Raw genomic sequence first — 14,466 nt, 5'->3', positions numbered from 1 at the left:
CGCTCAGTTCACATGCAGGCGGATCGCCTCGGGCAGCCAGTGCAGACGCACGGGCTCGCCGGGCTCGGGCAGATCGTCGAGCTGATCCGAGATCGAACGCGAGATCATCTCGGTCCCGTTCGGCAGGCGCACCAGATGCGATGTGGTCAGGCCGAGATAAACGCTCTCGTCATAGCTGCCGAGGATCGAATGCCCGTCCATGCCCGCATTGGCATCGCTGGCCCGGCTGAGCCCGACCAGCTCGGAGCGGATCGACAGATCCACGCATTGGCCGCCGCTGACCTCCTTGCCGCGCTTGGGCACCTGCAATTGCGCGCCCGCCACATCGACGGTGCAGCTCACACCGTTCACATCGGACACATGCCCGGTCAGCAGGTTGTTTTCCCCCACAAAGCTCGCGGTGAAGCGCCGCTCGGGCGCGCGGTAGATGTCGCGCGCACGGCCATGCTCGACCAGCTCCCCCTCGGCGACCAGCGCGATGCGGTCAGCGACGGTCATGGCCTCTTCCTGGTTGTGGGTGACGTGGATGAAGGTGATGCCCACCTTTTCCTGCAGATGCTTGAGCTCAAGGCACATATCCTTGCGCAACTGCGCGTCGAGCGCGGCCAGAGGCTCATCCAGCAACAGGATATCCCGGTCGAGCACCATGGCGCGCGCCAGCTGCACCCGCTGCTGCTGTCCACCGCTCAGCTCATGGGGTTTGCGGTCCGCGAACCCGGTCAGCCCAACCATGTCGAGCATCGCGGCCGATTTCTCGGCCACCTGTGCCTTGGGCAACCCGGCCACCGTTAGCCCGTAGCCCACATTGGCCAGCACGGTCATATGCGGAAACAGCGCATAGGCCTGAAACACCATGGTCGTGGACCGCTGATCCGGCGGCAGATGCCCCACATCGCGCCCATTGAGCAGGACATCGCCCGAGGTCGCCTTGTGAAAGCCCCCGATGGTCCGCAGGAGCGTGGTCTTACCCCCGCCAGACGGCCCGAGCAGCACGAAATACTCCCCGGCCTCGATGGTCAGATCCACATTCTTCAACGCCTGGACAGAGCCGTAATTCTTGCACAGGTTCCGGACTTCGACGGCGGGCGGTTTGGGCTGAGACGTCATGGTCAAGCTCCCGTGGCTTTAAGTGGACATGACCGGTGCGGCCTTGGCGCGCGCGGTGCGCGACAGGCTGTCGGAGCGGATCATGGTGAAAACGATGATGGAGCCGATCACGGCGATGGCGATGAAGCTCACCATGCTCGACATGGCATAGCTTTGCGGGGACATGCCGGTGTTGAGCATCTGGCTGATCAGAACGGTGGTGAAGGTGTCGAACCCGCCTTTGAGCAGGCTCGTGCGCGTATATTCGTTGAAACACAGGATCACCGTGAAGGAACACGCGCTGAAGACCCCCGCACGGATCTGCGGAAACTCGATATCCCAAAACGCGCGCCAGCCATCGGCGCCGCAGGCCCGCGCTGCCTCGGTCTGCTCGGACCGGTAGCGGCCCATGGTGATCAGGATCACGATGAAGGAATAGGGGATCGTGTAGATGATCAGCCCGATCACGGCGGTGGAAAAGCCAAGCTGCCCCCAGCCATCCATGAAGCTGACACCGATCAGATCGCCGAGCCAGACAAAGGTCAGGTTGAGGTTCTTGAAAAATACCAGCAGGGCGGAGCCAAGGATGTCCGGCGGTACGAAAAGCGGTGCCAGCATCAGGAACACGATGGGCAGCTTGTTGGTGCTCTGCTTGTAGAGCTTGGCCGAGATCAGCGCCATCGGCACCGCGATCAGCGTCACCACCACGGCCAGCGACAGGGTCCAGCGCAGGGCCCCCAGCAGGAGCTGATCCTGAAAGATCAGGCCATACCACTCCCACGTGAAGACATACTCATTCGCGCCGAAGCCATTGGCATTGAACGAGATATACATGACATACATCACCGGCGCCATCAGCGTCAGAACGATCAGCAGCATGTAGGCCCATTTCAGGCGATAGAGCCACGGATTGGCGAAATCATCGGTCATGGCGCGCCCTCAATTCAACGGTGTCAGGATCTTGGTGAGGTCGAAGAGCCGGTGCCCGAGATAGAGCAGCCCCATCAGCGTCGCCATCATGATCGCGCTCACCGCCATGGCCAGCGGGAAGTCGAGCGCCGTGATCGCTTGGGTCGCGATCAGCCCGGCATTCACCGCCCCCGCCCCGCCAAGGATGTTCGGCAAGAGTGCCACGCCCAGCCCGTTGACGAAGATGAACACGCTGCCAGCAAAGATGCCCGGTGCTGCCAGCGGCAGGATCACATCGCGAAACTTGCGCCACGTTCCCACGCCCAGATCATCGCAGATCTCGAAGATGTGCTTGGGCACGGCCTCCATCGCGAGGAACCCCGAGAAGACGATGAACGGCAGAAAGCTCAGCACCTCGCCGATCACCACCCCGGTATGGGTATACAGCAGCGCCGTGATGGGCTCGTTGATGATCCCCCAATCCTGCAAGGTGGTGTTGATCAGCCCGTTGCGCTGCAACACGGGGCGCAGGGCAAAGACCCGGATGATCTCGGACACCATGAAGGGCAGGATGAACAGCAGGATCACCCGGTGCTGCGCCACCTGCGGCAGGGATTTGCGGATGAACACCGCGATCGGAAAGCCCAGCACGAAACAGATCGCCACGGCGATGGCCGAGTATTTCATCGAGTCGAGGAAATTGGTCAGCCGTGCCGAGAAGAAAAAGTTCTCGTAGGAAAAGAGCGTGAAGCCCGGCTCCATCCAGAACATGGTCCGCTCGAACACCGAGAACACGACCGTCAGGGCCATGGGCAAGGCGAAAAACAGAACCATGAAGACAATGGGCAGGTAAAACACCCCGCGCGCGAGGCGCTCGCGCAGCGGGGGGGATGAGGCCTTGACGGGGGCGACCCCGTTAAAGCCCTGCGGGGACATCACGCTCATGACGCGCCTCAGGCGGCCTGAACCCGGGCCCACCAGTCCTGGTAAGCGCGAATATTGGTCGGGAAGACGTTCTGCCAGGCATTGCCCGGGTTCGCCAGACGCTCTTCCTTGCGCATCAGGCGCTCGGCCAGCACCGCCTTGGTGTCATCGTCGAAATCGCCGGGATTGGCTTCGATATACTCGCCCACACCGTTCATCTGCGGCGTAAAGCCGAGCCCGGCCAAAGTGCGCGATCCGAACCACGGGTCGAGATAGAGGTTCGCAAGCTTGTAGAACGCATCCTCCATGCCGCGATCCTGACCGCCCTTGGTCAGCATCACCACGTTGTTCCAGGACTGGTGCCCCTCTTTCATGGAGCCATAGCGGATGTCGTCGCCATTCTTGCGCGCCGCGAAGATCTGGATGACCTCCCAGCAGGAGGAGACCAGCACTTCTTCGGAGCTCAGCAGGTCCGAGCCGTTCTGGACCCCATCCCAGAAGGTGCGGAAATGGCCCTTCTTCTTGAGGTCGATCAGGAACTCGGCGACCTGACGCACCTCGTCCTCGGACATGTCCGACGGGTTGTCGATGCTGCCCTTGCCGGATTGCTTGAGGTAGATCGCCGTGTTGGTCAGGGTCGGACCGTAATCGTTCTGCATGGCCGCGCGGCCACGGAACTGGCTGTCAAACAGCGCCTCCCACGAGGTGAGCTCTTCGCCGATCACACCATGGTTGAACGCGAGGCTGTCGGCGTTCGAAATGTAGGGCACCGCCACGACCTTGCCGTCATGGCGGATCGTCGAGGCGTTATCGCCGCCCTCCTGATAGGTGGCGAGCATGTTGGACCAGTTGGGGATGCGGCTCGGGTCGAGCTCGACAATCGCGCCCTGGGAGGCCAGCGCATCTTCCATCCCGCCGCCATTGTCGGTCATCGCATCATAGAGCGCATTGCCATCGCCCACGACCATCTTCTGGATGGCTTCATCGGCCCGGGCGCTCTTGGCGATATTGGCAATCGCGATCCCCGATTGCGCTTCCATGGCCGTCCAGTCGCTTCCGCCCACCTTGGCGATACCCGGCGCCCAAAGCTTCAGGGCCTCCATGGCCGTGGCGCGCGCGCCCATGGCCGAGGCGGCAGCCCCCGCCCCCATCAGTGCCATCATCTGGCGGCGATTGAATTCCGTCTGTCGCATTGCAGAATACTCTCCTGTTGAAGCCACATCGCGGCGGCGTCGTTTTTTATCGTGAAAATTCCGCGTGACCCCGGTGCGCCCGCGCGCACGTCTCCTCACATCCCATTCCCACCTAAAACGAGGTAGATTTGCATTCCAAAAAGAAAAGGCGATTTTTGTCGACAAAATCGAGATTCCCGAGGTTCGAGCGAACCGCCTGACGCACGGCCCTGCTAGACCATTGTTTTTAATACCAATAAACACACAGCTCTTAGACAAAAGTCCGCTCCGGCCATGAAATTCTCCGGGTATCCGCGCTTTTCCGGTCGTCTTTGCGCGCCAAAAACCGATATAAATGTATACGAAACGACCGGAGGAGAGCGGGTTTGACCCTCGCAGAGCAGCTTGTAGGGATCGCGCAACGGCCTAAATCCGAGGCGGATCTGGCGCGCGCGGCGCTGCATCTGCTGGATTGGCTGGGCTGTATCGCAGCCGCACAGGGCAGTCCGGCGGGGCAATCTGCGCTGCGATTTGCAGGCTGGTCGCAGCTTGCAGAGGGCGTCGCACCCGACGCACGCGCCGAAGAGACCGCCTTTGTCACGGGCGCTCTGGGCAATGTGCTTGAGATGGACGATCTGCATCGCGCATCGCTTCTGCATGTGGGGGATGTGGTCTGTGCCGCCACGCTCGCAGCCGCGCTGACGCGGGGCGTTTCGGGCCCTGCACTGCTCTCTGCGCTGGTCTCGGGCTATGAAGTCGCGATCCGGATCGGCTCTGCTGCGGCGGCGCAGGGCTATGCGCCCTGGTACAACTCGGCCACATGCGGCGTGTTCGGCGCGGCCATGGCCAGTGCCGAGATCGCGGGGCTCGCCCACCCGGCCGATGCGCTCGCCCAGGCGGGGATGAGCGCCAGCGGGATCTGGCAATGCCGACTGGATCCCGGCACCGGCAAGCAGCTCGCCACGGCTCAGGCCGCCCGCAGCGGCCTCGTCGCAGCCCAGCTCGTGGAGGCCGGGTTCACCGGTCCAAACCGCATTCTCGAGGGGGAACTTGGGTTCTTCGCGATCTATTACCCGAACGCAGATCCCCACGTGGTGACCGCGCAGCCTGACGCGGATTTCGCGATCCATGAAGTCAGCTTCAAGCCCTATCCCGCCTGCCGCCACACCCATGCGGCCATCGCCGCCGCACTGGATCTCGCCGGACCGCCACCCGCGCGGGTTGAGGTGGCAACCTATGGCGCGGCCCTGACCTTTTGCGACAACCCGGCCCCCGAGACCGCCCATGAGGCGCGGTTCAGCCTGCAGCATTGTCTGGCCGTCGCCCTGACCCGCGGCGCGCCCGGGCTTGCGGATTTCGAGGCGGCGGCCCGTGCCGATCCGGTCCTCGCGGATCTGCGCGCGCGGATCACCTTGTGCGAAGACGCGGGCATGACCGCAGCCTTTCCCGGCCAGATGGGCGCCCGGCTGACCCTCTGGTCCCCCGATGGCGCCGCGCGCAGCCGCAACCGGGCCACCGCGCCGGGCGACCCGGAAGATCCGCTGTCCACCGCGGCGATCAATGCCAAGGCCCATCGCAACCTCTGCCATGGCGGCGCGTCGCCCGAGGCGGCGACAGGTCTGATCGAGGCCTGTCACGCGCTGCCCGAAGCGCGCGACCTGACACCCCTGCGCCGGGCGCTGACCCGCGCCCTCACCCACGGAGCTGCCGATGCCCCCCTTTGCTGACATGAAACCCGCCCTTCCCTTTGACGGCGTCGACCTCACCACCGGCTGGGCCCAAGTGCCCGGCGGGGCCCCCGGTGTGTGCCAGAAACTTCTATCCGGCGCGCTGGATGAAGAGGCCAAGATCGGCGTGCGCACCCGCCTGATCCGGTTCGAGCCGGGGACGGTCGCGCCCATGGAGTTCGTCCATGACTATTGGGAGGAGGTCTATCTTCTCTCCGGCACCCTGATCTCGGGCTGCGATCCCAGCGGTGCGGGCGGCAGCGCGCAAGCCGCGCCCGCCTATGCCTGCCGCCCGCCCGGCACCGTCCATGGCCCCTTCGCCGCGCCCGAGGGCTGTATGTTTTTCGAAATACAATACTATGTCTGAGCTCAGACCAGAGGATCCCCGCAGATGGACATGAAACTGAACGGAAAAACGGCGCTGGTCACGGGCGGCTCCAAGGGGATCGGCCTTGCGATCGGAACGGCGCTCGCCGCCCAAGGGGTCGCGGTCACGCTCGTGGCGCGGGATAAAACCGCCCTGACCGACGCCCAACGCACCGTGGCCGAAGCCACCGGGTCGCGCCCTGCGGTGATCGCGGCCGATCTCGGCTCCGATGCTGGGCGCGCTGCCCTGTGCGACCAGATCGAGACGCCCGATATCCTCGTCAACAATGCCGGGGCGATCAAGGCCGGGGGCCTGCGCGACCTGAGCATGGAGGACTGGCGCAGCGGCTGGGAGCTCAAGGTCTTCGGCTATATCCATCTCTGCCAGAGGCTCTACCCCGAGATGGCCACGCGCGGCAGCGGTGTGATCCTCAACATCATCGGCATGGGCGGACGCGCGGTCCGGCCCGCTTATATCTGCGGCGCGGCGGGGAATGCGGCCCTGATCGGCTTCACTCAGGCGCTGGGGGCCGAAGCCCAGAGCGCGGGCGTGCGCGTGCTCGGCATCAACCCCTCGCCCACTTTGACCGACCGGATGACCACCTTCTTCAAGGGCAAGGCGCAGGCCGAATTCGGCGATGAAAGCCGCTGGCAGGAGCTGATCGCACCGGATGCTTTCCCGTTTGGCCGCCCGGCCGCGCCGGAGGAAGTGGCCGATCTCGCGGTCATGATGGCCTCGCCCCGCATCGCCTATCTCAACGGCACCGTGGTCGATATGGATGGCGGCGGCCAGTGGAGCGGCAGGTCATGACCGAGACCCCGCTTGCCGACGGCCAGCTTGTCCTGAGCCAGGATGACGGGATCGCCAGGATCCGGTTCAACAACCCCGCGCGGCGCAACGCGATGACGCTGGCCATGTGGCAGGCGCTCGGCGATGTGGCGCGCGATCTGCCCGAGCGCACGCGGGTCGTGGTGCTGACCGGAACGGGCGACAAAGCCTTCGTCTCGGGCGCGGATATCTCGGAGTTTCCAACCCTCCGCCGCACGCCGGAGCAGGTCGCAGCCTATAACGCCACGGTGCACCGAGCGCTGAGCGCGGTGGCGGATCTGCCCATGCCGGTGATCGCGCAGGTCCGTGGCTATTGCATCGGGGGCGGGCTGGAGATCGCGACGCGCTGCGATCTGCGCCTCGCCTCAGACGACGCGCGGTTTGCCTTCACCCCGGCCAAGCTGGGCCTTGCGGTGGCGGCGGATGAGGTCAACGCGCTGGCGCGCCTGATTGGCCCTGCGGCCACGGCAGATCTGCTCTTTACCGCGCGGCAGGTTCCGGCGGAGGAGGCCCTGCGCTGGGGCCTGATCGCACGGCTGGTTCCCGGCGCGTCTCTGGAGGCGGCCACCGACGCGCTCGCCACCCAGATCGCCCGAAATGCCCCCCTCACCCTGCGCGCGGTGAAGGCTGCGCTGAGGGCGGGTCCCGACCCGGACATGGCGACCCGCGCCGCCGTGGAGGCCCAGGTCGCCGCCTGCTTTGCCAGCGCGGATTACGCCGAGGGTCAGGCCGCCTTTGCCGAAAAGCGCGCGCCGGTGTTTACAGGGACATGACGATGACCGCCCCGCACCCCGCCATTGGTCGCAGCGAGACCGTGACCGACACGCTCGACCTGCGACAGGCCCGGCACATGCAGCTCACGCTGGATCAGGACCCGACCCTCGGCCCGGGAGACCCGCTGCCGCCCTTCTGGCACTACCTCTATTTCAACCCGCAGATCAAAGCCTCGGACCTCGCGACCGACGGGCATGAGCGTCTGGGCCGCTTCCTGCCCGATCTCGGCCTGCCCCGGCGCATGTGGGCCGGGGGCAGTGTGACGCTCCACGCGCCGCTCCCCCTCGGGGCGGAGGTCACCAAGACCACCACGATCCGCGACGTGAGCCGCAAGAACGGTCGATCGGGCGCGCTCGGCTTTGTCACCGTGGCCCATGACTTTTCCCATGGCGGACAGCATTGCATGACGGAGGTGCAGAACATCGTCTACCGCGCGCCCCCGGCCCCGGGGAGCACCCCGCCCGCGCCGCCGCCCGCCCCCGAAGGCGCGACCTTCTCGCGCAAGGTGACGCCCGACCCGGTGCTGCTCTTTCGATACTCGGCGCTGATCTTTTACGGACACCGGATCCATTACGACGCGGAGTATACGCGCGAGGTCGAGGGGTATCCCGGTCTGATCGTGCACGGGCCGCTGACGGCCACGCTTCTGATCGCCTTCGGGATGGAACAGGCCGGCGGGCGCGCCCTGCGCCGATACGAGATCCGCGCCATGAGCCCCCTCTTTGCCCCCGCGCCCTTCTGGCTTGAAGGCCGGGCCGAGGGGGAGACCCTGTCGCTCTGGGCGCGGACCGAAGCCGGGGGCTCTGCCATGAAGGTGACCCTGTTTCTGGACGACTAGGGGCTCGTCTCGGGGGCCATCAGCGCGTCCATCAGCTCCCGCGCCAAGGCGAGCAACGCGGTCTCTGTCCCCGCAGCCCCCGTCAGCATCACCGAGCTGAGCGGATCATCGGGCAGCGGCACCGACAAAGACGCCCCCCCTGCGATATTGGCCAGCGCGGTGAAGCTCGCCTGATCCCGGGGCGGGCGCGTGCCATGGGGGAAAGATCCCGAAGGCGTGGTCGGCGTCAGCAGGACAAACCCCGCATCGAAACACGCCCCCAGGCCATCCCGCAGATCCGCCAGATGCCGCGCGCCCGCGGCCCGTTGATCCGGCGGGAGCTGCGCGCCGAAATCGAGACTGCGCCGTACGGATTGGCTCAGTCCCGGCTCTGCCGCCAGGGTCTCGGATGCCCGGGCGCAGAGCTCGGAAAACGCGGCTCTGCGGGTCTCTTCCGGTTCCCAGCCGGGCACCAGACCTGCGGGCGCGCGCAGACCGAGGCGGTCGGCCGCCGCCGCGACCCGCGCCACCGCCGCCAGCGCCTCGGGCGCGCAGGGGATCCCGGCCAGCTGATCCGGGATCATCACCCGCAATCCCCCTTTCGCCGGGGTCTGGTCGAACAGGGCATAGAGCGCCGAGACCTCTGGCAGCGTTGCCCCCAGAAGGCCGAGCGCATCAAACCCCGGCGCCAGTGGAAGAACACCGTCCAGCGGCATGGCCCCCCGCGCGGGTTTCAGCCCAACGATGCCGCAATAGGCGGCCGGGATCCGCACAGATCCCAGCGTGTCACTGCCCAAGGCCAGGCGGAGCGCACCGCTCGCCACCGCCGCCGCAGAACCACCGGAGCTGCCCCCCGCGCTTTGACCCGGTTGCGCGGGGTTCTCGACCCGGCCGAAATGGGGGTTGTCACTGGCCGCCCCAAGGGCCGCCTCGTCCATGATCAGCCGCGACAGGATCTGCGCCCCGGCGGCCCGCAATTGCGCCACGATCGGCGCGTCCTGCGGCGCGAGGCGGTCCCGGCGGGCGGCAATCCCGGCCGTCCAGGCCTGTCCCGCCACGGCGATGTTCGATTTGACCCCGATGATCTGGCCAGCGAGGGGGCCCGCCCCGCCCGCATGCTCCCTGTCGCGCGGCAGCGACCGCGCCCCGGCCTCGAGAAAGCGGTACGTCGCATCCGCGCGGGCGATCTGATCCCACGGATCCGTCACAGCACGCCCGCAGCCGCGGCCACCTCCAGCCGGGCCTGCATGGCGCGGATCACCGGCGCCTCGATCAGGCGCCCATCGATCACCACAAGGCCCGAAGGCGCCGCCGCATGGGCGGTCACCACCGCGCGCGCCTCGGCGATCTCGGCGGCACTGGGCGTAAAGGCCGATTGAATGGGCGCGACATTCGACGGATGGATCGCGGCCTTGCCCGTGAACCCGAGGTCGCGCGCCGATCGCGCGCGCGCGGCCACATGATCGAGATCGCGAAAGGCCAGTTCCGGCACGTCGAGCACCTGCAGCCCCGCCCCCTTGCCCGCATGGACCACCCGGGCGCGCGCATAGGCCAGCGGCGCTTCGCCGGGACCCAGCCCCAGATCCGCCGCAAGATCCACCGCCCCGAAGAGCAGCATCTCAAGCCGGGGCGTGGCGCGGGCAATGGCGAAAACCTCTTCGAGCCCTGCCGCGCTTTCGATCAGCGCGCCGAGCGCCATCCGTGCCCCGGCCTCGCCCAACACGGCATCGGCCTGCGCAATCTCGGCCGCAGATTCCACCTTGGGCAACAAAAGCATCCCCCCTTGGGGCGCGGCCCGGGCCAGCGCCACAAGATCCTCGAGCCCCGCGCGGGTGCGCAGCCCGTTGATCCGCAGCGCCTTGCGCGGATCGCCATCGAGAAACCCGATGGCATCGGGGCGCGCCGCAGCCTTCTGATCCGGGGGCACGGCATCCTCAAGGTCGAGGCAGAGGCAATCGACACCGCTGGCCAGCCCCTTGGGCACCGCAGAGATCCGGGTGGCCGGGGTGAAGAGCAAGGCGCGCCGGACAGGCCGCGCCGGATCACTCATCGGCTTTGCGCCCCAAGGCCTTTGTCATCTCGAACACCTTCGACGCGCCGGCCAGCAGATGGGTCGCCATCAGGCTCTCGGCCCATTCCGGGGCGCGCGCCTCGATGGCATCGATCAGCTCCGCATGGTGATGCAGGCTGCGGATGAGATCCGCGTCCGAATAGATCCGATAGGTCCGGGTCACCATGCCCACATCGAAGGCCATGGTCATCAACGCCGTCAGCCGGGGCGAGCGCGCGGCCATGACGATCCGCCTGTGGAAGCGTTCATTCGCCTCGGTCAGGATATGGTAATCCTCGTCCGTGCGCGGCGGCGTATGCGCGCGCATATCAGTCAGGATCTCCTTGAGAGCGGCGATGTCCTCGTCGCTGGCATGGCGCGCGGCCCGCTGGGCGGAATAGGTCTCCAGCAGTTTGCGGATCTGAAAGATCTGCTCGATCTCGTCCTCGGGGAATTTCGCGACCCGCGTGGTGTAGCCCGATTGCCGCTCGACGAAGCCCTCGAGGATGAGGCGCCCGATCGCCTCGCGCACGGGCGTGCGGCTGAGGCCGAGATCCTCGCTCAGGCGCTTTTCCGTCAGACGCTCGCCCTCCTGCAACAGCCCGGACACGATATTCGCGCGGATCGTGCGATAAGCGTGTTCGGCGGCGTTGATCCGCGGCGAGGCGTCGTTCATGGCGGTGTCCTGAATGGTCGGGCGTTACGCTGTATCTATGTTTTTTGTATACCAAATCCAGCAATCCGGCGACGGTTTTGTAACGGATAAGCTGGATAGAGCCGCGCAGGTACACCCCCGGCACGGCGGAAAACGCCATGGCCGCGCGCGGCATCCCAGCGCGATCACGAGCGGAGGGGATATGCCCCGCCCGCCATGCAGCTGGGCGCAGAGCACAGCAGGGCCTTGTTTTTCAGGGAAAATCCTAAGGGGACTCTTCGGGAAGCATCGCAAGGTAATCGGCAAGGCTTTGCCCGGCCACGACCTCAAAGTGCTGGCCCGTGCCCCGGCAGGCCACAATCCGGTCGGTGCGAAAAACGCGAAATCCGGTGCGCAGTCTGCACCATGAGGTCAGCGTCCAGACCGCGCCCCAGTATTCCATCTGCAAGGGCTGGATCTCGCGCGTGGTAACGGTGCCCTCCAGCGCGTGATAGGTGATCTCGACCAGCTCGCGCCCCCGGATCGCCCGCCGCAACAGCGGCATATGGGCAAAGCCTGCCCGCGCGCGGGTGAAGGGATAGACCCCGTGGCCCCAACGCGGCGGCGCCTCCCGCGCGATGGGGGCGGCCTGCGCGACTTTGCGCGCAAGGCTCTGGGCGGCCTCCTGCAGTTCGGGATCCGCGCCCTCGGCGACGATGGCCATCCCCAGATGCAGCGCTTCAAGCTCGGTCAGGGACAGGTTCAGGGCCGAGAACAACACCGGCTCGCGCAGCATGTAGCCCAGCCCCCGCGCCCCTTCGACCGGGATCCCCGTGGCGATCAGGGTCTCCAGGTCGCGGTAGATGGTGCGTAGCGACACCTCCAGCCTCTCTGCCATGTCCTGCGCCCGGTGCAGCCGCCCGTCGCGCAGGATCTCGATGATTTCGGCCAGACGTTCGCTGCGCCGCATGGGCTAGTTCACCGAGATGGCGAGCGTGCTGTGAAAGAGCTGAACACTGGGCCCGTCAATCGCCTTCATGAACTCTGCAAGGGATGGGTCCTTGCCGATCTCCGCTGCGGCGGCCCGCGCCTCGGCGAGGCCGGCCCATTCAATATGCTCGATCCAGGTGCCATCCTCGGTATGGGACAGGCGCCGGGCGATGAAGCCCGGGCGCTGCTCGACAAAGCGGGTCACACCTGCGGAGGCGTCGCGAAACGCCTGCGGATCGGCGCCGGGCACGAGCTTGAAGAGCACGGTTTCAATGGTGCGGGAGGTCGGGGTGTCCGTCATGGGTCATCTTTCCTGTTACGACATGGAGCCCTGGTCGTAACACCGCCCTCCTGACAAAGACTGTCAGGAGAGACGCAGGCCCGGACGGATCAGGCCGTGAGCCCCTCAGGCTCCGGCAGACCATGGGCCCGGCAACAGGCGGTCAGGGTGTTGGCCAGAAGACAGGCGATGGTCATCGGCCCGACCCCGCCGGGCACGGGGGTGATGGCGCCAGCCACCTCGGCGCAACTGTCGAAATCGCAATCGCCCACCAGCCGTGTGCCGCCCTCGGGTTTCTCGATGCGGTTGATGCCCACATCGATCACCGTGGCACCGGGCTTGATCCAGTCTCCGGGCACCATCTGCGGGCGGCCCACGGCGGCGACGACGATATCCGCGCCGCGCACGACCTCCGGCAGGTCCTTGGTGCGGGAATGGGCGATGGTGACGGTGCAGCTATCCCCGAGCAGCAGCTGCGCCATGGGCTTGCCGACGATGTTCGACCGCCCGAGCACCACGGCGTTCAGCCCGGAAAGGCTGCCATGGTGGTCGCGCAGCATCATCAGACAGCCGAGCGGCGTGCAAGGCACCATGGATTTCTGCCCGGTGCCCAGAAGGCCCACATTCGAGATATGGAAGCCGTCCACGTCCTTGGCGGGATCGATGGCATTGATGACCTTATCCGCATTCACATGGTCGGGCAGCGGCAGCTGCACGAGGATCCCATGGATCGCCGGGTCCTGGTTCAACGTCTCGACCAGGGCGAGCAGATCGGCCTCTGGCGTGTCCGCGTCGAGCTTGTGCTCGACGCTATGCATGCCAACCTCGACCGTCTGCTTGCCCTTGGAGCGGACATAGACCTGGCTCGCCGGATCCTCGCCAACCAGCACCACGGCCAGTCCCGGGGTCAGGTCATGGGTCTCCTTCAGGTGCGAGACATGGGTGGCAACTTTGGCACGAACAGTGGCGGCAAAGGCTTTGCCGTCGATACGGGTGGCGGTCATGGTTGTCTTTCCGTTTCGATCTGGGTCAGGGCATCGAGCCCCGCGGTCACGCCCCGCAGGGGAATGATCACCGTGGCATCGCCCGAGCCCTCGGGGCGATAGGTAATGACGAGCTCCCCCCCTGCCCGCATGGCCGACAGCAAGCGGTCGGTCAGGTCGGGATTGGTGAGCGTCACGGTTTCAAGGATATTCGGAAAATCGCGCTCACCGGGGATAAAATCCTGCCGGGTTGCGACGATCAGCAAGGTCTCATCGAAGAAAAAGCGCAGCTCGCTCAGAGTCTCGGAAGGCATGCCGCGATCCATGACCTCCATCGTCCAGCCACCGGGCGCGAGATGCAGCGAGACACGGCTGTCAAAGGCCGGCCCCCGGGAGTCCTGGTTCGACCGCACAAGCCGGCACGGCCCCGCGCCACTATCCGCGCAGACCGCGAGCCAGTCCTGCACATAGGCCCGGCGTTCGCCGAACGGATGCTGAAACCAGTCGAGATCGGCCAGCGCCGGGGCAAACGGCACCACCGCGAGCCCCGTCGCAAGCGCGAGGGTCAGGGCTCGCGCCCGGCTCATGGGCGCACCTCGGCTCCGCGCGGGGTCTCGGCATCGCCGAGCACGACCTCCTCGCGGGCAATGGACCACTCGATGAGCTGATGCCAGAGATCCGCCGCCAGCTCCGGGTCGAGATCGCGGGACGCGGCCAGCGCGCGCACATTGTCGAGCACCTCGGCCACCCGGTCCTTGGTGCGGGCGGGCAGGTTCTCGCGCTGCTTGAGTGTGATCGCCCGGTCGATATAGCCCGCGCGCCGGGCCAGCAGGGTGACCAGTTCGGTATCCAGCGCGTCAATCTCGACGCGAAGCTCCTGCATGCTCTGACACTCTTGGGGCGCGCGCATCATCTCTTCCTTTCC

At 66.2% G+C, this 14,466-nt stretch carries 17 protein-coding genes; 5 read left to right on the top strand and 12 right to left on the bottom strand.

Annotated elements, in window-relative coordinates; all coding sequences use genetic code 11:
* Window positions 1–3: 3 nt before the first annotated feature.
* The 4 genes from ACP15I_RS04110 to ACP15I_RS04095 are packed head-to-tail and all read right to left on the bottom strand — an operon-like array spanning window position 4 to window position 4,112.
* Window positions 4–1,107 carry an ABC transporter ATP-binding protein gene (locus ACP15I_RS04110; protein WP_424973994.1) on the bottom strand — a complete coding sequence of 368 codons (1,104 nt, stop codon included), beginning with the start codon at window positions 1,105–1,107 and terminating at the stop codon, window positions 4–6.
* A gap of 18 nt (window positions 1,108–1,125) precedes the next feature.
* On the bottom strand, window positions 1,126–2,016 hold the full coding sequence (locus ACP15I_RS04105) for an ABC transporter permease (RefSeq protein ID WP_424973993.1): 891 nt from the start codon (window positions 2,014–2,016) through the stop codon (window positions 1,126–1,128).
* 9 nt (window positions 2,017–2,025) lie between these two features.
* Complete coding sequence (locus ACP15I_RS04100) at window positions 2,026–2,940, bottom strand: ABC transporter permease (RefSeq protein ID WP_424973992.1); 915 nt, start codon at window positions 2,938–2,940, stop codon at window positions 2,026–2,028.
* Between the two features lie 8 nt (window positions 2,941–2,948).
* Window positions 2,949–4,112: an ABC transporter substrate-binding protein gene (locus tag ACP15I_RS04095; RefSeq protein WP_424973991.1), complete on the bottom strand. Its 1,164-nt coding sequence runs from the start codon at window positions 4,110–4,112 to the stop codon at window positions 2,949–2,951.
* A gap of 365 nt (window positions 4,113–4,477) precedes the next feature.
* On the opposite strand from ACP15I_RS04095, the gene ACP15I_RS04090 reads away from it, so the two are divergent.
* Genes ACP15I_RS04090 through ACP15I_RS04070 form a run of 5 tightly spaced genes read left to right on the top strand, consistent with a single transcriptional unit; the run spans window position 4,478 to window position 8,625 of the window.
* A complete protein-coding gene (locus ACP15I_RS04090; protein ID WP_424973990.1) occupies window positions 4,478–5,818 on the top strand; it encodes an MmgE/PrpD family protein in 1,341 nt (446 codons plus the stop codon).
* A complete protein-coding gene (locus ACP15I_RS04085) occupies window positions 5,802–6,185 on the top strand; it encodes a cupin domain-containing protein (protein WP_424973989.1) in 384 nt (127 codons plus the stop codon). Before ACP15I_RS04090 ends, ACP15I_RS04085 begins: the two co-directional genes overlap by 17 nt.
* 24 nt (window positions 6,186–6,209) lie before the next feature.
* A complete protein-coding gene (locus tag ACP15I_RS04080) occupies window positions 6,210–6,995 on the top strand; it encodes a short-chain dehydrogenase/reductase (RefSeq protein ID WP_424973988.1) in 786 nt (261 codons plus the stop codon).
* Entirely contained in the window at window positions 6,992–7,786 is a 795-nt protein-coding gene (locus ACP15I_RS04075) for an enoyl-CoA hydratase (protein ID WP_424973987.1), read from the top strand. Before ACP15I_RS04080 ends, ACP15I_RS04075 begins: the two co-directional genes overlap by 4 nt.
* Entirely contained in the window at window positions 7,783–8,625 is an 843-nt protein-coding gene (locus ACP15I_RS04070; protein WP_424973986.1) for an FAS1-like dehydratase domain-containing protein, read from the top strand. Before ACP15I_RS04075 ends, ACP15I_RS04070 begins: the two co-directional genes overlap by 4 nt.
* Here ACP15I_RS04070 and ACP15I_RS04065 read toward each other — a convergent pair.
* From ACP15I_RS04065 to ACP15I_RS04030, 8 genes are all read right to left on the bottom strand, one after another.
* Window positions 8,622–9,812 (bottom strand): amidase family protein, encoded by a 1,191-nt coding sequence (locus tag ACP15I_RS04065; protein ID WP_424973985.1) that lies wholly within the window; start codon window positions 9,810–9,812, stop codon window positions 8,622–8,624. The genes ACP15I_RS04070 and ACP15I_RS04065 overlap by 4 nt on opposite strands.
* The gene (locus tag ACP15I_RS04060; RefSeq protein ID WP_424973984.1) at window positions 9,809–10,654 is read right to left on the bottom strand and encodes an HpcH/HpaI aldolase/citrate lyase family protein; all 846 of its coding nucleotides are present in this window, start codon (window positions 10,652–10,654) and stop codon (window positions 9,809–9,811) included. The genes ACP15I_RS04065 and ACP15I_RS04060 overlap by 4 nt, the downstream gene beginning before the upstream one ends.
* A complete protein-coding gene (locus ACP15I_RS04055; protein ID WP_424966714.1) occupies window positions 10,647–11,330 on the bottom strand; it encodes a GntR family transcriptional regulator in 684 nt (227 codons plus the stop codon). Before ACP15I_RS04055 ends, ACP15I_RS04060 begins: the two co-directional genes overlap by 8 nt.
* A 244-nt stretch (window positions 11,331–11,574) precedes the next feature.
* A complete protein-coding gene (locus ACP15I_RS04050) occupies window positions 11,575–12,258 on the bottom strand; it encodes a helix-turn-helix transcriptional regulator (protein ID WP_424973983.1) in 684 nt (227 codons plus the stop codon).
* 3 nt (window positions 12,259–12,261) lie between these two features.
* Window positions 12,262–12,579, bottom strand: a complete 318-nt coding sequence (locus ACP15I_RS04045) for a hypothetical protein (RefSeq protein ID WP_424973982.1) — start codon at window positions 12,577–12,579, stop codon at window positions 12,262–12,264.
* Window positions 12,580–12,668: 89 nt separating this feature from the next.
* Window positions 12,669–13,562, bottom strand: coding sequence for a bifunctional methylenetetrahydrofolate dehydrogenase/methenyltetrahydrofolate cyclohydrolase FolD (folD, locus tag ACP15I_RS04040; RefSeq protein WP_424973981.1), 894 nt, complete (start codon window positions 13,560–13,562; stop codon window positions 12,669–12,671).
* Window positions 13,559–14,128: a hypothetical protein gene (locus ACP15I_RS04035; protein ID WP_424966718.1), complete on the bottom strand. Its 570-nt coding sequence runs from the start codon at window positions 14,126–14,128 to the stop codon at window positions 13,559–13,561. The genes folD and ACP15I_RS04035 overlap by 4 nt, the downstream gene beginning before the upstream one ends.
* The gene (locus ACP15I_RS04030) at window positions 14,125–14,424 is read right to left on the bottom strand and encodes a chorismate mutase (protein ID WP_424973980.1); all 300 of its coding nucleotides are present in this window, start codon (window positions 14,422–14,424) and stop codon (window positions 14,125–14,127) included. Before ACP15I_RS04030 ends, ACP15I_RS04035 begins: the two co-directional genes overlap by 4 nt.
* Window positions 14,425–14,466 lie beyond the last annotated feature (42 nt).

Source organism: Dinoroseobacter sp. S124A, from assembly GCF_049801015.1.
GTDB lineage: Bacteria > Pseudomonadota > Alphaproteobacteria > Rhodobacterales > Rhodobacteraceae > Dinoroseobacter.
Note: the sequence above shows the minus strand (reverse complement) of the source record. Positions and strands in the feature narration are given on the sequence as shown.

Excerpts from the sequence above, each read along its gene's own strand:
- ACP15I_RS04110 (WP_424973994.1), bottom strand. The coding sequence starts at position 1,107 with ATGACGTCTCAGCCCAAACCGCCCGCCGTCGAAGTCCGGAACCTGTGC.
- ACP15I_RS04105 (WP_424973993.1), bottom strand. The coding sequence starts at position 2,016 with ATGACCGATGATTTCGCCAATCCGTGGCTCTATCGCCTGAAATGGGCC.
- ACP15I_RS04100 (WP_424973992.1), bottom strand. The coding sequence starts at position 2,940 with ATGAGCGTGATGTCCCCGCAGGGCTTTAACGGGGTCGCCCCCGTCAAG.
- ACP15I_RS04095 (WP_424973991.1), bottom strand. The coding sequence starts at position 4,112 with ATGCGACAGACGGAATTCAATCGCCGCCAGATGATGGCACTGATGGGG.
- ACP15I_RS04085 (WP_424973989.1), top strand. The coding sequence starts at position 5,802 with ATGCCCCCCTTTGCTGACATGAAACCCGCCCTTCCCTTTGACGGCGTC.
- ACP15I_RS04080 (WP_424973988.1), top strand. The coding sequence starts at position 6,210 with ATGGACATGAAACTGAACGGAAAAACGGCGCTGGTCACGGGCGGCTCC.
- ACP15I_RS04075 (WP_424973987.1), top strand. The coding sequence starts at position 6,992 with ATGACCGAGACCCCGCTTGCCGACGGCCAGCTTGTCCTGAGCCAGGAT.
- ACP15I_RS04070 (WP_424973986.1), top strand. The coding sequence starts at position 7,783 with ATGACGATGACCGCCCCGCACCCCGCCATTGGTCGCAGCGAGACCGTG.
- ACP15I_RS04060 (WP_424973984.1), bottom strand. The coding sequence starts at position 10,654 with ATGAGTGATCCGGCGCGGCCTGTCCGGCGCGCCTTGCTCTTCACCCCG.
- ACP15I_RS04055 (WP_424966714.1), bottom strand. The coding sequence starts at position 11,330 with ATGAACGACGCCTCGCCGCGGATCAACGCCGCCGAACACGCTTATCGC.
- ACP15I_RS04050 (WP_424973983.1), bottom strand. The coding sequence starts at position 12,258 with ATGCGGCGCAGCGAACGTCTGGCCGAAATCATCGAGATCCTGCGCGAC.
- ACP15I_RS04045 (WP_424973982.1), bottom strand. The coding sequence starts at position 12,579 with ATGACGGACACCCCGACCTCCCGCACCATTGAAACCGTGCTCTTCAAG.
- folD (WP_424973981.1), bottom strand. The coding sequence starts at position 13,562 with ATGACCGCCACCCGTATCGACGGCAAAGCCTTTGCCGCCACTGTTCGT.
- ACP15I_RS04035 (WP_424966718.1), bottom strand. The coding sequence starts at position 14,128 with ATGAGCCGGGCGCGAGCCCTGACCCTCGCGCTTGCGACGGGGCTCGCG.
- ACP15I_RS04030 (WP_424973980.1), bottom strand. The coding sequence starts at position 14,424 with ATGCAGGAGCTTCGCGTCGAGATTGACGCGCTGGATACCGAACTGGTC.